Below are 19,525 nucleotides of genomic sequence, written 5' to 3'. Positions count from 1 at the left end.
TGGGCCGGAAAGCAGATCACAGATCCCGGGTGCCGAGTTGCACCGGGGTCTTGTCCGGATCATGCGCGGCCGGCTGGCCCGCAAGCCGCAAGGTCCGCTCCAGCAATTGCTCGTAGATCGGACGTCCGCCCAGATGATGGGCCGTAAGGGACGCGGTGGTGCAGGTGACCAGCACCGGCATGATCAGGGAATAGGCGCCGGTCAGCTCCATCACCAGAACCACCCCGACCATCGGTGCACGCACGGAGGCGGCAAAGAAGCCCCCCATCGCGGCGACCGCGCAGGCGGCTCGGAAATGGTCCTCCAGCGGGAGGAAGCTGGCGGTCAGAATCCCGAAGGCCAGCCCGGCGCAGGTCGCAATGGACAGCATGGGCGCAAAAATGCCCCCTGGCACGCCGGAGGCGTAGGAAAAGAGGACGCCTCCGAACCTGAGAACGGTCAGCAGCAGCAGGGCAACGACGCCATAGTCACTTACGATCAGGTCGGTCACCAGGTCCTCACCGCCGCCGGTGGCGGGGGGAAACGCATTCAAAAGCAGGCCCGTGACCGCGCCGATGACCAGTGCGGGCAGCCACCGGCGCCCCTTCGGGATCCGGTGGAACAGATCCATCACCAGGATCAGTGCGCTGTTGAAGAACACCCCGAGCAGGCCCAGAATAATGCCTAAAATCCCAAGGAAGACATAGCTCCAAACCGGGATGTAATCCACTTGGACCATTAGAAACGGACCGATCTGGGTCAGTTCCTCGGTGATGGCCGCGCTCAGGATCGAGGCGATGATGACGGCCATATAGGTGCGGTAGGAAAAAGGGAACTGGCGACGCGTCTCCTCAACAATGAACAGGATCGCGGCCAGGGGCGCGTTGAAGGCGGCGGCGAGACCCGCCGCAGCCCCGGCCGCCAGCAGGCCTTTGTGATCGGACGGGGAAACATAGTGATAGGACCGGGACAGGGCCTCGGCGGTCATGGCTCCCATGTGAATGGTTGGCCCCTCGCGTCCCAGAACCAAGCCGGACCCAAGGGCAAGCACGCCGCCAACAAATTTGGCGATCAGAACCTGAGGCCAGCGGATCGGCCGCTTGTCTTCCATCGCTCCTTCAATTTCCTGAATGCCGCTGCCGGCCGCCTCCGGCGCGACCCGCTGGATCAGGAGAAAGGCAGTGACGACGCAAGCCGCCGAAATGACGGCGGATACGGCATAGGGCAAGGCCCCTTGGCCGAGCATGAGGCGCAGGGCAGCATATTGGTGATGCAGGAATTCAAGACCGGCATGGAACCCGGTCGCCAGACCGCCGACGAGAATCCCGACAAGGGCCGCTTTGACAAAATAGGCCGCGTCAGCGCGGGACAGGTAGCTTTTGCGGCGCACGCTCATGGCCTAACGTCGTTTCGAAAGAGACGGCAGGAGGAGAGAGCTTTCCCCCCATTCGCTGGTCAAAGTGCAGAGAAACGGCGGCTGGCGCAAGCTCTGCCTTGGTATTTGTGCCAGATATGGGAGGTCAGCGGGGCACTCTGGGCACAGCCCGGCCGCCGCTGCCGGCAGCTCTGGACGACGAGCCAATCCGGAAAAGCGGGGGGCAGGGGCAGCTGTCGCGCGGCGCCGTCACGGCTTTCCAGACGCACGTCCCAGCCCCGACCGATGCTAGATCACATGCACCTTGGTGCCGACGCCAACCCGTTCATAAAGGTCCTTGACGTCCTGATTGCGCATACGGATGCAGCCGGAGGAAACCGCATGGCCAATGGTCCAGGGCTGGTTGGAGCCATGTATGCGGTAAAGGGTCGAGCCGAGATAAAGCGCCCGGGCGCCGAGCGGGTTCTGGGGGCCGCCGGGCATGAAGGCCGGAAGGTCGGGACGGCGCTTGCGCATGGCGGCGGGCGGGCGCCAGTCCGGCCACTCGGCCTTGCGGGTGATCCGGTGGGTTCCCGCCCATTCAAAGCCGGGTTTGCCGACCCCGACACCATAGCGGCGGGCGGTGCCGCCTTTCTGGACGAGGTAGAGATAGCGTGAGGTTGTGTCGATAACGATGGTGCCCGGCTTATAGGGGCCACCATAATCGACGACAGCGGGCAGGAATTGCGGTGCCACCTGTCGGGTCTGCTGGCGCGTCTTTGGCTGGCGGGCGGGTTCCAGTTTGCGCGACCACCAGTTGGCCCGGCGCAGTTTCGGCTGCTGCATCTGCCGTTGTTGTATCTGACGCTGATATACCGGTGCGGCAACCCGCCGTGCGGCCTGGGGCTGAAGCTGCAGCATCCAGGGTTCGGTCAGGTTCGGGCTCAGGACCAGCGGCGGCGGGGCCACCTGCCCGGCAGAGGCGGGGCTGGCGGTCAGCGCGGCGCCGAGAATGGCAGCGCCTGCGAAAGACAGCAGCGTTTCGGGGATCTTCTTCACACAAAACATGGTGGTACTCATGACTCGTCAACAACCATATTTACCGGCAATTTGAGGCCGCCGGTTAACACACTGGCAATGATGATACGAAGAGGGCTTCAGCCAAAAGTGAATCGAACCGTTAGTATTTCAATAAACGTTTCTTATGGTTACCCGAAGCTTGAGAAACACCGTGAATAAAAGGTTACCGGTCGGTGGAGCCAGTGAGATGTTAACGGGAGACGCGGCCGGAAAGAGGCTTCAGCGCACCCGCCGCCGGGCGTCGCGGGCCACAAGCGGCAGCAGTGGTTTGGTCTGTTTCATCGACATGCCCGGCCGGATCCTGGGATCATACAGCATGTTCAAAATGATCTGGTCGAACACCGTGAACCGGCTGTGCCGCGAGGTGTCATTGAAAACCGAGTGCGTGAGAGCCTTGTCATCATTCATCGGGCCAAGCCCTTGCAGGATCTCTTCCACAAGGCAGCGTTTGAATAGGAATTCGCCCTCGTCGGAGACGATGACGGCGGAGGAGCGCTTGATCCCATCGCGGCCGGAGACCACCCGCACAAGGCAGCGGCCCGGCACTTTGGCACGGTCGTTCTTATAGATATCCTTTTTCACCACGGGCACATATTGGGCCCGGTCCACCACATAGACGTCAAAATTTGCTTTGGCCGGATCGTTGGTGATTCTGGTTTGCAAACCGCCAATGCGCTTGTCGATGTCGCGGATGAACCGGTGAACCATGCGGGTCCGGTTCTGTTTGGACAGGTTATGGACGTAGAAGGTCACCGGCCGGGTGAATTTTTTCACCAGATAGGGCCGCCAGCTCCAACTGCGGTATTCGAGCCCGAAAACGGTTTTTTCAAACCCGCGCAAAAGTTCTTCGGTGGAAAAGGAGTCGCTGGCCGCCCGTGACGGGGAGGCGGTCAGGACGGCCACAAGAGCCAGAAGAAGTGGCAGATGAACAAAGCGCATACCAGTCATATACCCCTGAATGGATTGGCAGACCATTAGCATTTTCGCAGGTCGCAGCGCCGGAAAGGCTGACTGCGCGCGGTCTGAGGGCGAAAGGGCAATCAGACAAGTCACGGCTGTAAAAGGGGGCTGCTGGCCGTTAAAGTTTCGCCCATGCTGTAACTTTCTGCAGAAACGGAAAAACATTTCCTTAAACTTCCGCTGCTATTCATAGGCCAACCAGTTTTGGAATGCGCCTGCAGGGGCAAGGGACGGGAGTAGGCATGGCCGCGGTGAAAAGATCCTTTCGAGCGGAAAGCTTGATACGCATTAATTCCGAGGCAGAGCTTGATCCTGCTTTCAAAGAAGAACGCAGGCACCAGGAAGTTCTTGCCGAAATTTCAAGTCTGAAAGCCCTGATCAACAGCGGTACAGCCGGGCAGTCTGCCCCCCTTGATGCGCAGGCCATGAGCGAACAGTTCATGAGCGAATTCCGCAAGGAATTGTCGGAAGCCGCCAAGCTGAAGGTTGAGCTGGACGCCATCTATGAGGCGATTGCCCAGACGAAAAAGGAAATCGCGACCCTGCACCAGACCACGGGTGCGGAGGGCGATGAAATGGCCCGCGTGACCAACGAACTGGACGCGGTCGTCATCGGCACGGAAGGGGCCACCGAAACAATCCTGTCCTCCGCCGAATTCATCGATGAAACCGCCAATACCCTGTCCGCCCGTGTAACGGGCGAAGATGCCGAAATGGCAAATGACATCCGCGACAAGGTCATCCAGATTTTCGAAGCCTGTAACTTCCAGGACCTGACCGGCCAGCGTATTACCAAGGTGGTCGGCACGCTCCGGTTTGTGGAAGACCGGATCATCCAGATGATGGATATCTGGGGTGGCATTGAGACCTTCAAGGACATCGAGGTCGAAGATCGCGATGTGAAGGAGGGCGATGCGGCTCTTCTCAACGGCCCGGCGCTGGAAAGCGACACGGATGTTGCGACTCAGGACGACATCGACGCCCTGTTCGCCTGACCGGCCCGCAAGTTCGCGCAAAAGCCCGGCCCTGTGCCGGGCTTTTGCCGTTTTCAGGTAGGTGTTCTTTTGTCTTGCCGGGGGCGTGGTTAACAGATAGACATATCATGAACAAAACAGGAATAAGGGGCTGGATATGGCCGGTCAATCATCCGGAATTGGGGCAAAGCCTGAGCGGGATCCGGTCACCGGCCTGATGAAAGGGCCCGACGGCAAGAACCGCTGCTGGTGGTATGGGGGATTGGAGGATTATCAGCGCTACCACGATACGGAATGGGGCTGGCCGGTGGCCGATGACCGCCGCCTGTTTGAAAAGATCTGCCTGGAGGGTTTCCAGTCAGGCCTGTCCTGGTTGACGATCCTCAGGAAGCGTGAGGCATTCCGGGCCGCTTTCGCCAATTTCGAGTTTGAGGACGTGGCCACATTCACCGGCCAGGATGTGGAGCGCTGCCTTCAGGACAGCGGTATCGTGCGCCACCGCAAGAAGATTGAATCCACCATCAACAATGCCAGGCGCGCTCTGGAGCTGCGCCAGGAATTCGGCTCGCTGGCCGCCTATTTCTGGTCTTTTGAACCGGCCCCGGAGAACCGCCCGGCCCGGCTGGATTTTGAGACCGCAAAGACTCTCGGCAAGACGGCGGAAAGCACCACCCTGTCCAAGGACCTGAAAAAACGCGGCTGGAGCTTTGTCGGACCTACCACCGTCTATGCCTTCATGCAGTCCATGGGCATGGTCAATGACCATCTGGAAGGCTGTTTTTGCCGGGAGCTGGTGGAAGAGGCGCGAAACGCTTTTGTCCGGCCGGTGCCGGCTTGAAATACTTCGCGGCAAGATGACCGGCCGCACCTGATAGAAACGGCCCTAACCGGTTTTGGAGCCCCTTCGGGGCAAGCATCGTTGGGTCTTCAACTGCCGCCGGATCAGACACTTTGCCGCGTTTTTTGGTCCGAAAACACGTGATGATACGGAGGGACAGCACCAGCGGCAGGCGTTAGCGTGCTCAGGTCGACCGAAAGCTGATGGGTGCTGTCATGAGATATCTGATTGCCTATGCCTCCACCGAAGGCCAAGCCGAGAAGATTGCCAGATACATGGACGCTGCGTTGTCTGCGTCAGGGCACACGGTTCTCCTGCACAATGTCAGTGGTCTTTCAGGCGGGCTGTCCGTCTCTGATTTCGACAAGGTCATCATCGCCGGGTCCGTGCATTCCGCCAAACATCAGTCAGACCTGGAACTCTTTGTTTTTGCCAACAGGGACCGGCTGAATGCGCTGCCAGGCCTTTTTGTATCTGTCAGCCTGGCCGCAGCGTTTCCCGATACCAGACAGGACGCTGCAGCTTATGCCGAGACCTTTTTGAAAGCGGCCCAATGGACTCCAACACAGACCGTCCTGGTCGCTGGCGCCGTGAAGCCGGGCAATTACGACTGGTTTGACACGTCCGTGCTGCTGGAGGGGGACCTGTCCAGCCATTTTAACGAGGACCTGCAGGAAACACGTGACTTTACCGACTGGGACGCTCTGACAAAACAGGTGTCGGATTTTTCAACGCAGTGAGACGTACAAAACTGGCCGGGGCTGCAATCCTGCCCGGAGCCCGGTTTGCTCTCAATTTGCCTTTGCCATTGTAAGCCCCGGCCGGGCTGGGGCTTTTAGTGCGGATGTGATGCTGCGGTGCCGGATCAGGACCGGTTTCAGCCGCAGACCTTGTCTTTCAGCGGTGCAAAGAGCGGGTTCTCCTTTGAGAACACATAATCCAGCGTCTCCACCGTCACCGTATCTGCCCCTTCCTCTATAAGGATCTGAGCGCAATCGGCGACCGCGTCCTTGGGGCACAGCACGTTGACCCGGTGCGGATCACTGCTCTCGGCAAAGCGCTGCAGGGCACCGACCTTACTCACGGCCCGCAGTGCCTGGGTGCGGTCATCGACAACCGCCTTGACCAGTTTGACCTTGCGCGCCGCCTCTTCAGCGGCAATCCGGTCCAGAATCGCGCGGGTCGCCGTAAGAGCGGTCGCGGACCAGCTGGCGTTCAAGGATGCCACCAGATGGGCCTGGCTTTCCAGGATCACGCCGTCGCGCAGGATCTTCAGATTGTTGGCATGAAGGGTCGAGCCCGTGGTGGTGATGTCGACGATCAGCTCAGCGGAGCCAGCCGCCGGAGCACCTTCCGTTGCCCCGGCGCTTTCGACGATCCGGTAGTCGGCAATGCCATGTTTGGCAAAATAGGACCGGGTCAGGTTCACATATTTGGTGGCCACCCGCAGGCGGTGGCCGTTGCGGCTTCTGAAATCGGAAGCCACATCGCCGAGATCCGCCATGGTCTCCACATCAATCCAGGCCTTGGGCACGGCCACGACCACATCGGCCGGGCCGAAGCCAAGCGGGGTTACGATATGGACCGTGGCGGCCGGGTCGGAGATGTTCTCTTCCACCAGATCGAGACCCGTGACCCCGAAATGCACGGTGCCGTCCGAAAGCGCGCGGGCGATTTCGGAGGCGGACAGGAATGCGATTTCCACGTCGGGCAGGCCCTTGATGGCGCCACGGTAATTGCGGGCGCCGCCCGGTTGCAGGACTTTCAGCCCGGCCCGGCCGAAAAAGCCGTGGGTGTTTTCCTGAAGGCGGCCCTTGGAGGGGATGGCGATGATCAGCTTGCTCATGGGTCAGCCTTCAATGCTGGCGGCGATCCGGTCCAGCCACATGGAAAAGCCGATTGCCGGCACATTGTCGCCGCCACCCAGAAGGGTCAGCAGCTTGTCATACCGTCCGCCGCCCACAAGCGGGCCGCCCACAGCCGTTGACGTGGAATGGATCTCAAACACGAAACCGGAATAATAATCGAGGCGCCGGCCGAACTCGGCGGCAAAGCTCAGGCTGGCCGGGTCGATGCCCTTGGCACTCAGCGCGTCCAGGCGCTGTCCGAATGCGGCGAGAGGAGCTGCCAGATCCAGACCATGGGCCGAGCTGAAATTCGTCAGGGCTGCGACGGCGGAGGTGCCATCGGCCTTGAGCGCCAGATAGGCGCGCAAGGTGCGGGCCGCTTTTTCATGGGCGCAGGAGCCACTGGCAAGGGCGGCCTGTTCCAGAAACCGCTCGGCGATTTCCGCCGGGCTACGCCCGCCCACGGCAGAGATGCCAGCAATGGACAGGAGATCCTCCACCACCGCATGGGCGGCGGCCGGGTCGGCCCCTTCCAGAGCGGACAGGAAACCAAGGCGGACATCCCGGCTGTCGTCTTCCGAAGGGGCTCCATCCGTGCCAGCGCCGGCCCCGGCCATGCGGTCAATGGCGGCCGACAATTTGTCGGTTTCACCGAAGAGATCCCGCAGGCGCCGCTGCCAGACTTTGGGGAGGTCCAGTCCGGTCAGCACGGCGGCAAACAGGGTCTCGTCACCAATGCGCACATCTGTGCTGCGCACCCCAAAGGTGGCGACGGCCTTGATCGACAGGGCCAGAAGATCGGCATCTGCGGCGGCAATATCCGTCCGTCCGAGGCTTTCCGCCCCCAGCTGGGGGATTTCGCCCAGCCCGTCGGGCCGCTGACGGAAGACCGGTCCAGAATAACAATAGGCCGCTGGCAGCGGGGCCTTTTTGCGGGCCACATGATACCGGCACACGGGAATGGTGAAATCCGGCCTTAGGCAGAGGTCGGCGCCGTCGGTGCCTTGGGTCAGGTAGAGACGGCGGCGGATGTCCTCGCCGGTCAGGTCCAGAAACACATCTGCAGGCTGCAGGATCGGCGGTGCCACACAGTCATGGCCAGCCTCCTGAAAGAGCTGCAGCACTGCGTCGATTGTTGCCGGGTTCAGCCCGGTTGATCCAGCCGCCGGTTGCATGCCTCAGCCCTCGTTTTGCCGTCTGCGGTCTTCGGCCTGGCCGTCCAGCAGGCCCCGCACGGTGGCCACCAGATCCGCTTCGGAAACGGTGACCTGTGCCGGGCGGCTTTCCCGCCAGGTGATGTTGTCGGTGATTTCCTCCGACAAGCGTTTGCCTTCGATCAGGTCCTTGATCTGCAGTTCTCCAGCGGCCCGTTCGTCCGAGCCCTGAATGATGGCAACCGGGCAGCCGCGCCGGTCCGCATATTTCAGCTGGTTGCCGAATTTCTTCCAGTTGCCCTGATACATTTCCGCCCGGATGCCGGCCGCACGCAGGTCCTGAACCATCTTCTGATAGCGGCCGAGGGTCTCAACATCGCCGTCCATCACGGTCACAAGAACCGGGGCCACCGTGCCGGAGGCGGACAGTTTGCCCAGGTTCTTCAGCGCCGTCATCAGGCGGGACACGCCGATGGAAAAGCCGGTGGCCGGAACATCGCGGCCGGTGAAGCGCTTGACCAGCCCGTCATAACGGCCGCCGCCACCAACGGAGCCGAACTGGACGACTTCACCCTTTTCATTGGTCACATCGAAGAGCAGCTCGGCTTCATAAACAGGGCCGGTGTAATATTCCAGGCCGCGGACCACAGACGGGTCGATCTTGATCCGGTCCCCGCCATAGCCGCAGGCGGCAAAGATGGCGGCCATGGTGTCCAGCTCCCGTACGCCGTCATTGTCAAGCGTGCCGACACCGGAAACGAAATCCGCGATCGTATCGATGGCATGGGCGTCCAGACCAGCGCCCTTGGTGAAGTCGCCGCTGTCATCCTTGCGCCCTTCGCCGAGCAGCAGGCGGACGCCTTCAATCCCGAACTTGTCGAGCTTGTCGATCGCGCGCAGAACGGTGAGGCGGCGCTCGTCGTTTTCCTCACCGCCTAGGCCGACGCTTTCCAGAACCCCGTCGAGAACCTTGCGGTTGTTGACCCGGATGACATATTGGCCGCGCGGGATGCCCAGGGCTTCCATAGTATCGGCCATCATCATGCACATTTCCGCATCGGCCTGAACGCCGGATGCGCCCACCGTGTCGGCATCGAACTGCATAAATTGGCGGAACCGGCCTGGACCGGGCTTTTCATTACGGAACACCCAGCCCGCCCGGTAGCTGCGGTAGGGCAGCTGGATCTCGTTGATATGCTCCGACACATGTCGGGCCAGCGGCGCGGTCAGGTCGTAGCGCAGGCTCATCCACTGCTCGTCCTCGTCCTGCACGGAAAATACGCCGGCATTCGGCCGGTCAGTATCGGGCAGGAATTTACCGAGACAGTCGGTAAATTCAAAGGCAGGGGTTTCGACAGGGTCGAAGCCGTAGCGCTCATAGACCGCGCGGATCTTGCTGATCATGTCATCCGTGGCGCGGATGTCCTCAGCGGGGCGGTCGGCAAAACCCCGTGGCAGGCGTGCCTTCAATTTGTTCGGTTTTTTGGCCATGAAGTCGTCAGATCCCGGCGAGTTCTCCACCGGCCGCCACCATGGATCTGCGGCAACCGGCGCTAAGTCAATTGCGGTTGTCCTAGACGAAACGGCAGATGAGGGCAAGGTTGGCAAGCCGGGCAGGCAAGGGCAAGGGAGCAGGCCCGCGCAGCTTGCCCGGTAAAAAGGGCGGACACCGCCTTGTTTGCATCACACTTGCCCGTCAAAGGGCGTCGGGCAGGGAAAGACAAACCGGCGCTGCAAAGGCGCGATGTCTTTGCTTGTATTTAACGTCAGGCAGGCTATGGTCCGGCCGAATTCAGTCATGTGGAGACAAACCGGCGCAAGGCCGGTGCCCGGCTGCGGCTGCGGATTGGGCGGACAAGGTTTTGAGAATGGACAGCGCAGCGAGCATCGCACATGGGACGCAAGACGAAGGCTTGCCCTCTTCCCCGGCCCCTTCCGCTCCACATGCCGCCGAATTGAGCGTGGTCCTGCCGAGCTTCAATGAAGCTGCAAATATTCCGGTTCTGATCGGCCTTCTGGACAAGGCGCTGGCCGGGATCGCCTGGGAAGCGATTGTCGTTGACGACAATTCCCCGGACGGGACGACCGAAGTGGCCCGGGCGATTGCGCTCAAGGACCGGCGTGTGCGGGTGATCCGGCGCATTGGCCGGCGCGGTCTGTCTGGGGCGTGCGTGGAGGGCATTCTGTCTTCGTCGGCGCCCTATGTGGCAGTCATGGACGCGGATCTCCAACATGACGAAACGCTGCTGCCGCACATGCTGGCTGCCATCCGGGAAGAGGGCACGGATCTGGTGGTCGCGAGCCGCAAGGTGGAGGGCGGCACGGTGGGCGAGGGTCTGTCGGCGGTCCGCGCCTGGGGGTCCAACATTGCCAACAGCCTGGCGCAGAAGCTGCTCCATGTCACGTTAAGCGATCCGATGAGCGGCTTTTTCATGGTCCGGCGGGCCAAGGCGGAAGAGCTGGCCCCCAAACTCTCACCCCAGGGGTTCAAGATCCTGCTGGATCTGGTCTCAAGTGCCGGTGGTGCACTGACCATCAAGGAACTGCCCTTCACCTTCCGCGAGCGCCAGCACGGCGAAAGCAAGCTGGATACGCTGGTGACGCTGGATTATTTCGGGTTGCTGTTGTCGAAATATTTCGGGGATGTGGTCTCCGTTCGCTTCCTGATGTTCGGCCTTGTCGGCGCAAGTGGCCTCTTTGTGCATTTGCTGGCGCTGCGGCTGTTCCTGCTCGGCGGCCTGGAGTTCAATCTGGCGCAGACCGCAGCGTCTTTCGTTGCCATGACCTCGAACTTCTTTCTCAACAACCAGCTGACCTACCGCGACCGGCGTTTGCACGGGGTGAAGGCTCTCTTCGGTCTTCTGACCTTCTATGCGGTCTGCTCGGTCGGGGTTCTGGCCAATGTGGGGGTTGCCAATCTGGTTTATATGGACCCGGATTACTGGTGGGTGGCCGGGACAGCCGGTGCCGTGATGGGAGCCGTTTGGAACTATGCGGCCAGCTCGGCGCTGACCTGGCGCAAGTCCTGAGCCTGAACCTGTGAGAGCCCCAAGGTTTCTGGAAGAGTGACGCGCGTGCCACGGACCATCGACAATCTGCCGTTTTTCCTGCGGCCGGCGGGGCTTTTTTGGATCATCGGACTGCTCACGGCCCTGAAGGGGTTTGCGGCCGCAAATGCCTGGTTTGTGGAAGATGAAGCCTATTACCGTCTGTGGGGGCTCTTTCCGGCGCTGAGCTATTTTGACCACCCGCCCATGATCGGCTGGTGGATCGCGCTGGGGCAGGCGGTCTTCGGTGATACGGTCTTTGCCGTGCGGGCCATGGTGATTGTCTCCGGCCTGATCGGGTCGCTCGCGCTCTGGCGCACGGTGGTGATCCTTTATGATGCGCGCTGTGCCGGTTGGGCGGTGCTGTTTCTCAACACCAGCCTTCTGGTGGGCATTGGCGGGATTCTCGCCACTCCGGATGCCCCGTCTGTTCTGTTCTGGGGGCTGACCTTCTGGACCCTGGCCGAACTGGTCAGATCACGCAATGCGTCCTGGTTGCTGTTGACCGGCCTGATGGCCGGGGGCGGTTTGCTTTCAAAATATTCCGTCCTGTTTCTGGGGGCCGGCATTGTCCTGTGGCTTGTGTGGGTGCCACAGGAGCGGCGCTGGTGGCGCACTTGGCAGCTCTGGGCCGGCGGGCTGATTGCGCTCTTGTGCTTTGCGCCGGTCCTTTACTGGAACCATCTCCACGACTGGGCAAGCTTTTACAAGCAATTCGGCCGGGCCGGCAGCGGCGGCTTCACGACCAGATACATCTTGGAATTTCTCGGGGCCTTTCTGGGTTTGCTCAATCCCTTGACCGCCCTTCTGGCTCTTGCGGGCGTGGGCCTTTTCGTCAGGGGACTGCGCGAACGGCAGAGCGCTCCTTCTCTGGTGCTGCTGACATGCCTGCCGTTTCTGGCCTATCTGTGTTTTCATTCTCTCCATGCCCGGGTTCAGGCCAACTGGCCGGCCCCGCTCTTTCCTGCCTTGGCCATTCTGGCGGCGGTGTTCGTCACGCATGGGCAGGCAGGGAAGGCTCTCTGGCGCCGGATCGGTGTCGGTGCCGTTGTGCTGGGGCTCGCCGTGGCCGGGCTGGTTCAGGTTCATGCGGTCTGGCCCCTGACCGGAGCGCTGGCGCGCAAGGACCCGACCTTCCAGCTGCGCGGCTGGCCGGAAATCGGTTTGGAGTTGAAAGGACTGGCGCAGCAGGCCGATGCATCTTTCGTGCTGACCACCAGCTACGGCCTGAACGCGCAGCTTGATTTTCTGTTTAAGAAAGACCTGCCGGTTTTCCAGACAAGTGAACCGCTGCGCTACGTGATGCGTCCGGCGCCTGACGCTGGTCTCTTCGACAGACCGGGACTTTATGTGACCGAAAAAAGGCGCGACCGCGCAGATCAATTGAGCAACAGCTTTGGAAATATCGAGAAAATTGCTGTTTTGAACCGGGAAGTCAAAGGCGTTCGACTGGAAAAACTGGTGGTTTATCGCGTGAGTGGCCTGAAGGGTCTTGTCTTTGAGCCGATTGTTGCAAGATAAGCGCGCTTTGCTTTCAAAATCAGCCCAGGGGCCGAGCCAAGACTTGCAATAGCTTGTGGAATGCCGCAGGGAGGGGGCGTTCCCTTTCACCCGGCCTGCCTGTCAGATTTTATGAAACGAATTACTCTAGGTGCCTTGGATTACGGTCTTGCCTTTGGCGTGGACCGGGCGCTGCGTGACCTCGCGGAGCGCGGCCGTCTGAGCGCGGTTGGCGCGCTGGTGGCATCCGAGCTCTGGCCCCGGGAGTTCCGGCCCTTGCAGGAAACGGCGGAAAAGGTTGGCAGCAGCGTCCTGTTCGGCCTCACGCTTGCCTTCAGCGGCGACCGGGTGTCTCCTGTCAGCACACGCATGAAAGAGACCTATGGCCCGCGCATGTTCACCCGCGAGAAACTGGGCAGGCGGGCTTTCTTCAAGTTGCTGCCTGACGAAATCCTGCTGGAAGAAGCGATGGCGCAGCTGACGCGCTACAGCGTGCTGATGGAGCGGGCTCCGGATTTTGTGGCGGTGCGTGATGGCCTTCTGGCCAGAACGGCACTGGCCCGGCTCGTGTTCCGGGCCGTGGAGCGGGCAGGCTATGACACGCCGCCGCTGATTATTTCGCCGCTGCAGCCCGGTCTGAAGACCTTGCGGCTCTCCCGTCTGGCAAAGCCGCACAATCTCAAGCTTTTGCCCAGGGCCGAGCCGCTGCCGCCAACGGCCGATGTGGAAGAATTGCACCGGCTTTTGCTCAATCACTTTGACGGGATGGGCGACCGCAGTTTCGTGGCCTGCATTCCGGGCCGCTCAGATGACCGGCTTATGCGGGATGAGCCGCGCCGCAAAATCGGCATTCGCGAGTGCCAGTATGAAGTTCTGTCCAGTGAAAGGTTCTTTCATACTCTGGAGCGCAAGGACGTTTTTTTAAATTGATGGTCCTGGGGCTGGATACGGCCGGTTGGCTGGCGTTTTTGGCTGGCTGGAACGAAAAAACGGTCCTGCGGGGAACAGGACCGTTTTTCGTGGAGGTCAGGAAGGGGGAGGGGCGGCCCCGCTTCCATGCCTATTGATATAGGGATTTTTTTCTTGAACGCACGTGACGGACATCACAGGATTGCGCGTGGCCTGAACTTTGTGTCGTGAATTCCTTGGCAGGGGGTAAATGTGGCAGAAATCAAAGACTTCTTAAAGAACAGCTTTTCTCTGGAAGGCCTGGAGCCGGACCTGGCTGTTGGCCTGTCCCGTCTGGCCCGGCCAATGAAACTCGCATCCGGCACAATTCTGTTTGAAAATGGCGATCCGGGAAATGGCTGTTATGCGGTTCTGGAAGGTTCGCTCAAAGTGTCGCTCCTGTCCGTCGACGGTGACGAGCAGCTGCTTGCGGTTCTGGGGCCGGGCGATCTGGTGGGTGAACTGGCGCTGCTGGACGGGCGTCCCCGCTCGGCGACGGTGAGTGCCCTGAAGGAGGCCCAGTTGGCCTTTATCGAAAAGGCAGCTTTCCAGCGCTTTTCCGACGAGCACCCGGCCGTCTACCGGCATATGTTGTCCATTGTCGGCAAGCGCCTGCGCCACGCCAATGACGTTCTGGCCGCCCGCTCGTTCTTACCCTTGCCCGGACGGGTGGCGCAAACCTTGCTGCAATTGTCGGAGACCTTCGGCAAGACACTGGATGATGGCCGGACCTTGATCCACTACAAGCTTAGCCAGGCTGACATCGCCAATATGGCCGGGGCGGCGCGCGAAAATGTCAGCCGGGTGCTGAATGACTGGAAACGTTCGGGCACCATCAGCCGGATTTCGGGATATTATTGCCTGGAAGACCGCGCGTTTCTGGAGCAGGCGGCAACGCTGTAAATCCTGGCCAAAGGGGCCTTTTCTCAAGCACCCGGCGGCAGCTCACGCTGCCGCTTTTCTCGTGCGAGTGATCAAAAAAACCGCTGAAGAACAGCGTTTCCCGTTCATATTAACGCTTTTGGTGGTGCAACAGGGCCTCCAAACCTTCTAGTCTCTTTCAAAGTTTGACAGGAAGAGGGGCCTGACGTGAGCGACGAACAGGAAAAGCCGCGCGGCGAATTGACATTGCGGACCATGGCCATGCCGGCTGACACCAATGCGGCCGGGGACATTTTCGGTGGCTGGGTGCTGTCGCAAATGGACCTTGCAGGTGGTATCGCGGGGGGGCAGCGGGCAGAGGGCCGGGTGGTGACCATCGCCGTGGACAAGATGAAATTCATCCGCCCTGTTCATGTGGGCGATGTCCTTTGCGTCTATACCGATATTGTGCGGGTTGGCACGTCCTCCATGGAAATCCGGCTGGAATCCTGGGCCCTGCGCCATCGCTACGGCCACCGGGAAAAAGTCACTGAAGCCCACTTTACCTTTGTCTCGGTGGACGATGACGGCCGGCCTCGTCCGGTGCCGAAATAGGCAAGGCCGCAAGCTCTCATTGTCCTGCGGCGGTGCAGACACACAGAGCGGATGTGTCAGCGGCTCGGCCTGTTAAGCAGGTCCGCAAAGAGATCCTCATCAATCGCACAGGTGCACCCTGCCGCCCATAGCCGCAGGAGGTCCTTCAGGCGCCGATCCCGCTGGTCGGCGGACAGCGGTGTCTTGTGCTTCGGCAAGCCGCCCAGAAGGCGCAGGCTCTTCAGATGCAAAAGCACGCAGTCCTCCGCCGCTTCCAGCCATACGGTCCGGTCGGCGCAGGCGGCCGGTCCGTCGGGACAGTCTTCGATCAGAACGGCTGCACGTCCTGCGAGGGGGTCTTGAAACAAAAAATCCTCCATCGGTTGCCCGAGGAGGACTGGCGCATGCAATCAACCGCTTTGTTGCCGGGATCTTCTGTTCAGAAGCCCCAGCCGCATCCCTGGTGCGGAAACCACCTTGCCCGGTTGGCAGGTTGGCGAGGGCGCCAGCCCTTCTCTTGATGATGGCGGGGCTTATGCCATGTCCAGCCAGCCTTGGCAACCCGGCCCACAGAGCCGTGAAAAGCCTTGAAAAATCTGGCGCATCTTATGGATCGGACACCTTGACCACCAGTTTGCCGGTATTGGTGCCGTCAAACAGTTTGTTGATCACGGCCGGAGCATTCTCCAGACCGGCTTCAATGTCCAACCTGTAGGTCAGTTTGCCATCAGCAAGCAGTTTGCCGAGCGCCTGGAAATACTCCGGATAGCGCGCATAGTGGTCCGGCATGGTGAAGCCCTTGAGGGTGAGGCGCTTGCGGACGATTGCGGTCATATCCGGAGCGGGGGCGATGCCTTCACCATTATACACGGAGATGAACCCGCACATGATCATCCGCCCGTGGGCCCTCATGTTTTGCAGCGCCGCGTTGAAGGGGGCGCCGCCGACATTTTCAAAATGAAGGTCGATCCCGTCCGGGGCCACAGCCTTCAGGCCATTGTCCAGATCGTCGGTCCGGTAGTTTAGAACCGCGTCGAAGCCAAGCTCATTGACAAGCCAGTCGCATTTTTCCTGCGTGCCGGCAATGCCGATGACCCTCAGTCCCAGGGCCTTGCCGATCTGGCCAACAAGGGAGCCGACGGATCCTGCAGCACCGGTAACGCAAAGGGTCTGGCCTTCCTTGGGTTCACCTTCCACGACAAGACCGTGATAGGCGGTGACCCCGGGCAGACCAAGCAAGCCGCAATAATCTTCGATCTGCGCGATTTTCGGCACAACACTCAGCTGACCAGGGGCGACGTCCAGATATTCGGTCCAGCCGGTCATGCCGCTGACCCAGTCGCCTTTTTGATAAGCATCCGAGCGGCTGTCTTCCACGATGCCGACGCCCAGGGAGCGCATGGTCTCACCCAGTTCGACCGGGGGAATGTAGCTGTCCGTTGCAGGTGACACCCAGCCGCGCATGGCCGGATCCAAAGACACATAGACAATCCGCACCCGCGCCTTGCCGTCTTCAAGCAGAGGGAGGGGCTCGTCAACCGTCTTGAAATGCTCCGGGCCAAGACGTCCGTCAGGACGGGCAACCAGGGTCAGGCGGGTATTTTTCATGGGACACATCCGTTTTTGAACTGCGCCGGGATCAGTAATGGGGCGGTTTTTCCACCGGGGGCTGGGGCAGGACATTGTCCATCAGCTCTTCCACCTGATCGGTCATCTGGCTGAGCGCCCGGGTAAGCCGGTCGATCTGTTTGCCCTGGGCAATGACCACGCCGTTGAGATCGTCAATGGTGTTCTGGGCATGGGCAAGGTCGACTTCAAGCTTCTCCAGCCGTGTCTCCTGATCTGTGCTCACAGGGGGCTCTCCATGGTGGGGGTCTTTGACAGGGGATACATCCGGCGCATCGCTGGGCAAGATATAGGTCAGCCGGGCTGCAAGAACAAATAGGATTTGCCTGCGCGGCTTTCCTCTAAAGACGTTTGATCATGTCCTGATAAGCCGGCTCGTGCAGACGCTGGCCGGCGTCTTGTGCACGGACCCATTGGCGGGTCCGGTGGCTTTCCGCCCAAAGGGAGGCGTCCAGCACCGTTTCGATCTCCATGGCAAAGACAGTGACCTCGCAAGGGGCGCCCCATTTCTCATAGGAAAAGCTGCCCAGCGGGTTGCGTGCGACGCGCCCTTCAACCCCTGCTTCCTCGCGGGCCTCCTTTTGCGCGGAGGCGGCGGGGGAAAGGCCGGGCTCGACAATGCCTTTGGGCACCACCCAGTTACGGCCGCTGCTGGAGCGGATGATCAGGATTTGCAGGCCTTCGCCGGTCCGCCGGTAGGGGAGCACGGCGGATTGCCGGTAATAATAGGCGGGCCGCGCGCGTCTTTCCGGGCCATCCGGGGCCGGGTAGGGGAACCTGCCGGGCAGGTCCCGGGCGTCGATACCGGCCACCACCCGGGGTGCTTCCAGCGTCCCGCACAGATGAAAGAGCGTGCCGGAGCGGGTTTTGATCTCAAGCCCCAGCCGGTCCGCCAGTGACGCGCAGGCTTCCGGCGGCAGACACACAAGCTGACGCTGCCTGTCCTTGGACAGAGTAGGGAGCAAGGCGAGGGGATCGGAGACGGTTTCGATCCGGCGCGCCGTCCAACCTGCAGCCTTCACGGCCTTTTCCGCAGACACCCGTGACCTCTCGTCCGGGCTTGTGAGTACCCGGTCGGGACGCAGGTCCCTCCGGCCGAGAGCCGCCCCGATTTTCTGGGCCTGGCGTTTGCCCTTGGTGCGCAAAGGCCGTTCCGCCTCCGGCCCCGGCCAGGCTTTGTCGGCGGCCCCGGCACATAACAGCAGAATGTCCATGATCGCGTCCTGTACTTTCAAGCGTGACACCCTTCATGTCGCAGCGGGATCGGCTGCCCTAAAGTGTCTGACGTTGCTTAATCAAGCGGTTAGTCTACTCCGCTTGCTCCTTGGGATGAAAGTGGTGGGGACGTTGGGGACTGACCACGCACAGATCTGAAACCATGGTTGTGTCTCAGCCTCATGATCCAGCAACAGAGCAGCCGTCGCTTTAAGGCCATGTCTGCCATCGTTTATAGTCTGAGGTGTTCATTATTCTACCGGGTTCACCCGGAAGGATCTGGACAGCCGGATCAGTGAGCATCAGCATGGACGCTAGGATGGCTATTCGGCCCGCCACCGGCCGGTCACACTCAGCCTTATCCTGAGGAGGGCTGAAAGCCCGTATCCAAGGAGCGGCTGCAAAGTCAACAAGAGCGCCAAATGCAAACAGGGCAGTTCGGAAACGTGCCCCGAACTTAAGCGTGATCGCAAGTCAATCGTCTCTCGCGCCCTTCAATAGAGCGAGAGCATTGTTCCGGGGCCGTTATTTGTTGCCATGCAGGTTCAGGCTACGGCATTTGGCGAAACAGCCATTCGCGCCCGGCAGGCTCGTAGTCGCTTCCGGCCCGGAGCGGTCGTTCGTCCGACTGCATGTCGCTGCGGCGCAGCCGCTCATACCGGCCATTCGTTACGGCTGCGTTGTCTGCGCCCTTGCCAAGGGGCATTGTGCGGGCAAGGCTGCCGTTTAGAGAAAAGACGTGAGATGTATTGCCGAAGCAGTCAGTTCTACAATCTGCAATTTCCGAGTATCTTGCCTTTGCAGGGTGGCATTGGGTGAGTGAATGCGCTGGAAAGCCGAAGGATTTGACGGGGTCTGGTTCCTCCGCTCTCATTCGGAACCGGGAAATCTGCAGGGAAAGATGCGTGGCAAGACCCAGCTGCTTGAAGTAACAAGCGACAACGTTGTGTTGCAGGTCGGAGAAAACCCTTTCCTGACAGCGTGGGAAGTGAAGGATTGAGTATGTTGATGAGAGCAGCACTTGGATTTGCAGTGCTCATTTTTTTTGAGAGTGGCGCAACCGCCCAGTCTGTCTCTAAAGATCGCCTCAATGATTGGGAGTTTCGTTTTTATGCCTGCAAGAACGTTGTCATGAACGCAGTGATAGTCGCCCGGCTCATGGCAAAGCACAAGATCACTGACCAGAGTGGCATAGAAGAGCTTCATTCCCAACTCGGCCCCACGATGGCAGAGGCGGTGAAAAAGCATGAAAAAGAATATCAGTTTATAGATGGCGAAGCTCAGTTCGTGAGCGACCTGACGTTCTCCGTGGTCACAGGCATGGTCCAGGGTGGCTTCGAACTTTCAGAGACGCAATTGATCAATTCAGGCAGTAATATCTGCATCCACACGATCGAGTCCGTGGCTCAATGAGTGGCGGTTGTCCTGGAAGGGCAATGCGCTTGGTTGTCTAATTCCGGCCTCACAGTCAAGTCCCAAGCCCTGTTGCCTCCTCACCAGGTCCACGGTTGTCTTCGAAGTCGCTGCCAGCAGGGTCTGTGGAGCGCT

Annotated in this window: 19 protein-coding genes and 1 riboswitch; of the genes, 9 read left to right on the top strand and 10 right to left on the bottom strand. The window is 60.5% G+C overall.

What is annotated here, in order from left to right; translation table 11 throughout:
• Positions 1-16: 16 nt before the first annotated feature.
• From clcA to ACXAH0_RS17240, 3 genes are all read right to left on the bottom strand, one after another.
• Positions 17-1,375 (bottom strand): H(+)/Cl(-) exchange transporter ClcA, encoded by a 1,359-nt coding sequence (gene clcA, locus ACXAH0_RS17250; RefSeq protein WP_475177216.1) that lies wholly within the window; start codon positions 1,373-1,375, stop codon positions 17-19.
• Positions 1,376-1,642: 267 nt separating this feature from the next.
• On the bottom strand, positions 1,643-2,413 hold the full coding sequence (locus ACXAH0_RS17245; protein ID WP_475177210.1) for a L,D-transpeptidase: 771 nt from the start codon (positions 2,411-2,413) through the stop codon (positions 1,643-1,645).
• 219 nt (positions 2,414-2,632) lie between these two features.
• On the bottom strand, positions 2,633-3,352 hold the full coding sequence (locus tag ACXAH0_RS17240) for a DUF2927 domain-containing protein (RefSeq protein ID WP_475177206.1): 720 nt from the start codon (positions 3,350-3,352) through the stop codon (positions 2,633-2,635).
• Positions 3,353-3,651: 299 nt separating this feature from the next.
• Between ACXAH0_RS17240 and ACXAH0_RS17235 the strand changes: the two genes are divergently transcribed.
• The 3 genes from ACXAH0_RS17235 (at position 3,652) to ACXAH0_RS17225 (ending at position 5,925) form a co-directional block, all read left to right on the top strand.
• Positions 3,652-4,368, top strand: a complete 717-nt coding sequence (locus tag ACXAH0_RS17235; RefSeq protein ID WP_475193331.1) for a protein phosphatase CheZ — start codon at positions 3,652-3,654, stop codon at positions 4,366-4,368.
• A 136-nt stretch (positions 4,369-4,504) separates the two neighbouring features.
• Entirely contained in the window at positions 4,505-5,185 is a 681-nt protein-coding gene (locus ACXAH0_RS17230) for a DNA-3-methyladenine glycosylase I (RefSeq protein ID WP_475177197.1), read from the top strand.
• A gap of 215 nt (positions 5,186-5,400) precedes the next feature.
• Positions 5,401-5,925, top strand: coding sequence for a flavodoxin domain-containing protein (locus ACXAH0_RS17225; protein ID WP_475177192.1), 525 nt, complete (start codon positions 5,401-5,403; stop codon positions 5,923-5,925).
• A 137-nt stretch (positions 5,926-6,062) separates the two neighbouring features.
• Here the strand turns inward: ACXAH0_RS17225 and hisG are convergent, their stop codons facing one another.
• Genes hisG through hisS form a run of 3 tightly spaced genes read right to left on the bottom strand, consistent with a single transcriptional unit; the run spans position 6,063 to position 9,677 of the window.
• Positions 6,063-7,031 (bottom strand): ATP phosphoribosyltransferase, encoded by a 969-nt coding sequence (gene hisG / locus ACXAH0_RS17220; protein ID WP_475193329.1) that lies wholly within the window; start codon positions 7,029-7,031, stop codon positions 6,063-6,065.
• A 3-nt stretch (positions 7,032-7,034) separates the two neighbouring features.
• Positions 7,035-8,207: an ATP phosphoribosyltransferase regulatory subunit gene (locus ACXAH0_RS17215; RefSeq protein ID WP_475193324.1), complete on the bottom strand. Its 1,173-nt coding sequence runs from the start codon at positions 8,205-8,207 to the stop codon at positions 7,035-7,037.
• 3 nt (positions 8,208-8,210) lie between these two features.
• Positions 8,211-9,677, bottom strand: coding sequence for a histidine--tRNA ligase (hisS, locus tag ACXAH0_RS17210; RefSeq protein ID WP_475177175.1), 1,467 nt, complete (start codon positions 9,675-9,677; stop codon positions 8,211-8,213).
• Positions 9,678-10,054: 377 nt separating this feature from the next.
• On the opposite strand from hisS, the gene ACXAH0_RS17205 reads away from it, so the two are divergent.
• The 5 genes from ACXAH0_RS17205 to ACXAH0_RS17185 all read left to right on the top strand — a co-directional run bounded on the left by ACXAH0_RS17205 (position 10,055) and on the right by ACXAH0_RS17185 (position 15,157).
• Positions 10,055-11,215 carry a glycosyltransferase family 2 protein gene (locus ACXAH0_RS17205; protein WP_475177171.1) on the top strand — a complete coding sequence of 387 codons (1,161 nt, stop codon included), beginning with the start codon at positions 10,055-10,057 and terminating at the stop codon, positions 11,213-11,215.
• A 45-nt stretch (positions 11,216-11,260) separates the two neighbouring features.
• Positions 11,261-12,754, top strand: a complete 1,494-nt coding sequence (locus ACXAH0_RS17200) for a glycosyltransferase family 39 protein (protein ID WP_475193320.1) — start codon at positions 11,261-11,263, stop codon at positions 12,752-12,754.
• Between the two features lie 111 nt (positions 12,755-12,865).
• Positions 12,866-13,663, top strand: a complete 798-nt coding sequence (locus ACXAH0_RS17195) for a ChbG/HpnK family deacetylase (protein WP_475177160.1) — start codon at positions 12,866-12,868, stop codon at positions 13,661-13,663.
• 231 nt (positions 13,664-13,894) lie between these two features.
• Positions 13,895-14,584, top strand: a complete 690-nt coding sequence (locus ACXAH0_RS17190) for a Crp/Fnr family transcriptional regulator (RefSeq protein WP_475177155.1) — start codon at positions 13,895-13,897, stop codon at positions 14,582-14,584.
• Positions 14,585-14,818: 234 nt separating this feature from the next.
• Positions 14,819-15,157 carry an acyl-CoA thioesterase gene (locus ACXAH0_RS17185; RefSeq protein ID WP_475177715.1) on the top strand — a complete coding sequence of 113 codons (339 nt, stop codon included), beginning with the start codon at positions 14,819-14,821 and terminating at the stop codon, positions 15,155-15,157.
• A 56-nt stretch (positions 15,158-15,213) separates the two neighbouring features.
• Here the strand turns inward: ACXAH0_RS17185 and ACXAH0_RS17180 are convergent, their stop codons facing one another.
• The 4 genes from ACXAH0_RS17180 to ACXAH0_RS17165 all read right to left on the bottom strand — a co-directional run bounded on the left by ACXAH0_RS17180 (position 15,214) and on the right by ACXAH0_RS17165 (position 17,976).
• A complete protein-coding gene (locus ACXAH0_RS17180) occupies positions 15,214-15,504 on the bottom strand; it encodes a hypothetical protein (protein ID WP_475177149.1) in 291 nt (96 codons plus the stop codon).
• Positions 15,505-15,544: 40 nt separating this feature from the next.
• A riboswitch (SAM-I-IV-variant riboswitch) is annotated at positions 15,545-15,665 on the bottom strand.
• A gap of 77 nt (positions 15,666-15,742) precedes the next feature.
• The gene (locus tag ACXAH0_RS17175) at positions 15,743-16,744 is read right to left on the bottom strand and encodes an NADP-dependent oxidoreductase (RefSeq protein WP_475193317.1); all 1,002 of its coding nucleotides are present in this window, start codon (positions 16,742-16,744) and stop codon (positions 15,743-15,745) included.
• A gap of 31 nt (positions 16,745-16,775) precedes the next feature.
• On the bottom strand, positions 16,776-16,988 hold the full coding sequence (locus ACXAH0_RS17170) for a SlyX family protein (RefSeq protein WP_475177136.1): 213 nt from the start codon (positions 16,986-16,988) through the stop codon (positions 16,776-16,778).
• 115 nt (positions 16,989-17,103) lie between these two features.
• Entirely contained in the window at positions 17,104-17,976 is an 873-nt protein-coding gene (locus ACXAH0_RS17165; protein WP_475193311.1) for an NUDIX hydrolase, read from the bottom strand.
• A gap of 1,009 nt (positions 17,977-18,985) precedes the next feature.
• Here ACXAH0_RS17165 and ACXAH0_RS17160 point away from each other — a divergent pair.
• Positions 18,986-19,390, top strand: a complete 405-nt coding sequence (locus ACXAH0_RS17160; protein ID WP_475193308.1) for a hypothetical protein — start codon at positions 18,986-18,988, stop codon at positions 19,388-19,390.
• Positions 19,391-19,525: the final 135 nt, after the last annotated feature.

The sequence above is a fragment of the Roseibium sp. AWQ4_290 genome, assembly GCF_056160985.1.
Note: the sequence above shows the minus strand (reverse complement) of the source record. Positions and strands in the feature narration are given on the sequence as shown.

Excerpts from the sequence above, each read along its gene's own strand:
- clcA (WP_475177216.1), bottom strand. The coding sequence starts at position 1,375 with ATGAGCGTGCGCCGCAAAAGCTACCTGTCCCGCGCTGACGCGGCCTAT.
- ACXAH0_RS17245 (WP_475177210.1), bottom strand. The coding sequence starts at position 2,413 with ATGAGTACCACCATGTTTTGTGTGAAGAAGATCCCCGAAACGCTGCTG.
- ACXAH0_RS17240 (WP_475177206.1), bottom strand. The coding sequence starts at position 3,352 with ATGCGCTTTGTTCATCTGCCACTTCTTCTGGCTCTTGTGGCCGTCCTG.
- ACXAH0_RS17230 (WP_475177197.1), top strand. The coding sequence starts at position 4,505 with ATGGCCGGTCAATCATCCGGAATTGGGGCAAAGCCTGAGCGGGATCCG.
- ACXAH0_RS17225 (WP_475177192.1), top strand. The coding sequence starts at position 5,401 with ATGAGATATCTGATTGCCTATGCCTCCACCGAAGGCCAAGCCGAGAAG.
- hisG (WP_475193329.1), bottom strand. The coding sequence starts at position 7,031 with ATGAGCAAGCTGATCATCGCCATCCCCTCCAAGGGCCGCCTTCAGGAA.
- ACXAH0_RS17215 (WP_475193324.1), bottom strand. The coding sequence starts at position 8,207 with ATGCAACCGGCGGCTGGATCAACCGGGCTGAACCCGGCAACAATCGAC.
- hisS (WP_475177175.1), bottom strand. The coding sequence starts at position 9,677 with ATGGCCAAAAAACCGAACAAATTGAAGGCACGCCTGCCACGGGGTTTT.
- ACXAH0_RS17205 (WP_475177171.1), top strand. The coding sequence starts at position 10,055 with ATGGACAGCGCAGCGAGCATCGCACATGGGACGCAAGACGAAGGCTTG.
- ACXAH0_RS17195 (WP_475177160.1), top strand. The coding sequence starts at position 12,866 with ATGAAACGAATTACTCTAGGTGCCTTGGATTACGGTCTTGCCTTTGGC.
- ACXAH0_RS17185 (WP_475177715.1), top strand. The coding sequence starts at position 14,819 with ATGGCCATGCCGGCTGACACCAATGCGGCCGGGGACATTTTCGGTGGC.
- ACXAH0_RS17175 (WP_475193317.1), bottom strand. The coding sequence starts at position 16,744 with ATGAAAAATACCCGCCTGACCCTGGTTGCCCGTCCTGACGGACGTCTT.
- ACXAH0_RS17165 (WP_475193311.1), bottom strand. The coding sequence starts at position 17,976 with ATGGACATTCTGCTGTTATGTGCCGGGGCCGCCGACAAAGCCTGGCCG.
- ACXAH0_RS17160 (WP_475193308.1), top strand. The coding sequence starts at position 18,986 with ATGAGAGCAGCACTTGGATTTGCAGTGCTCATTTTTTTTGAGAGTGGC.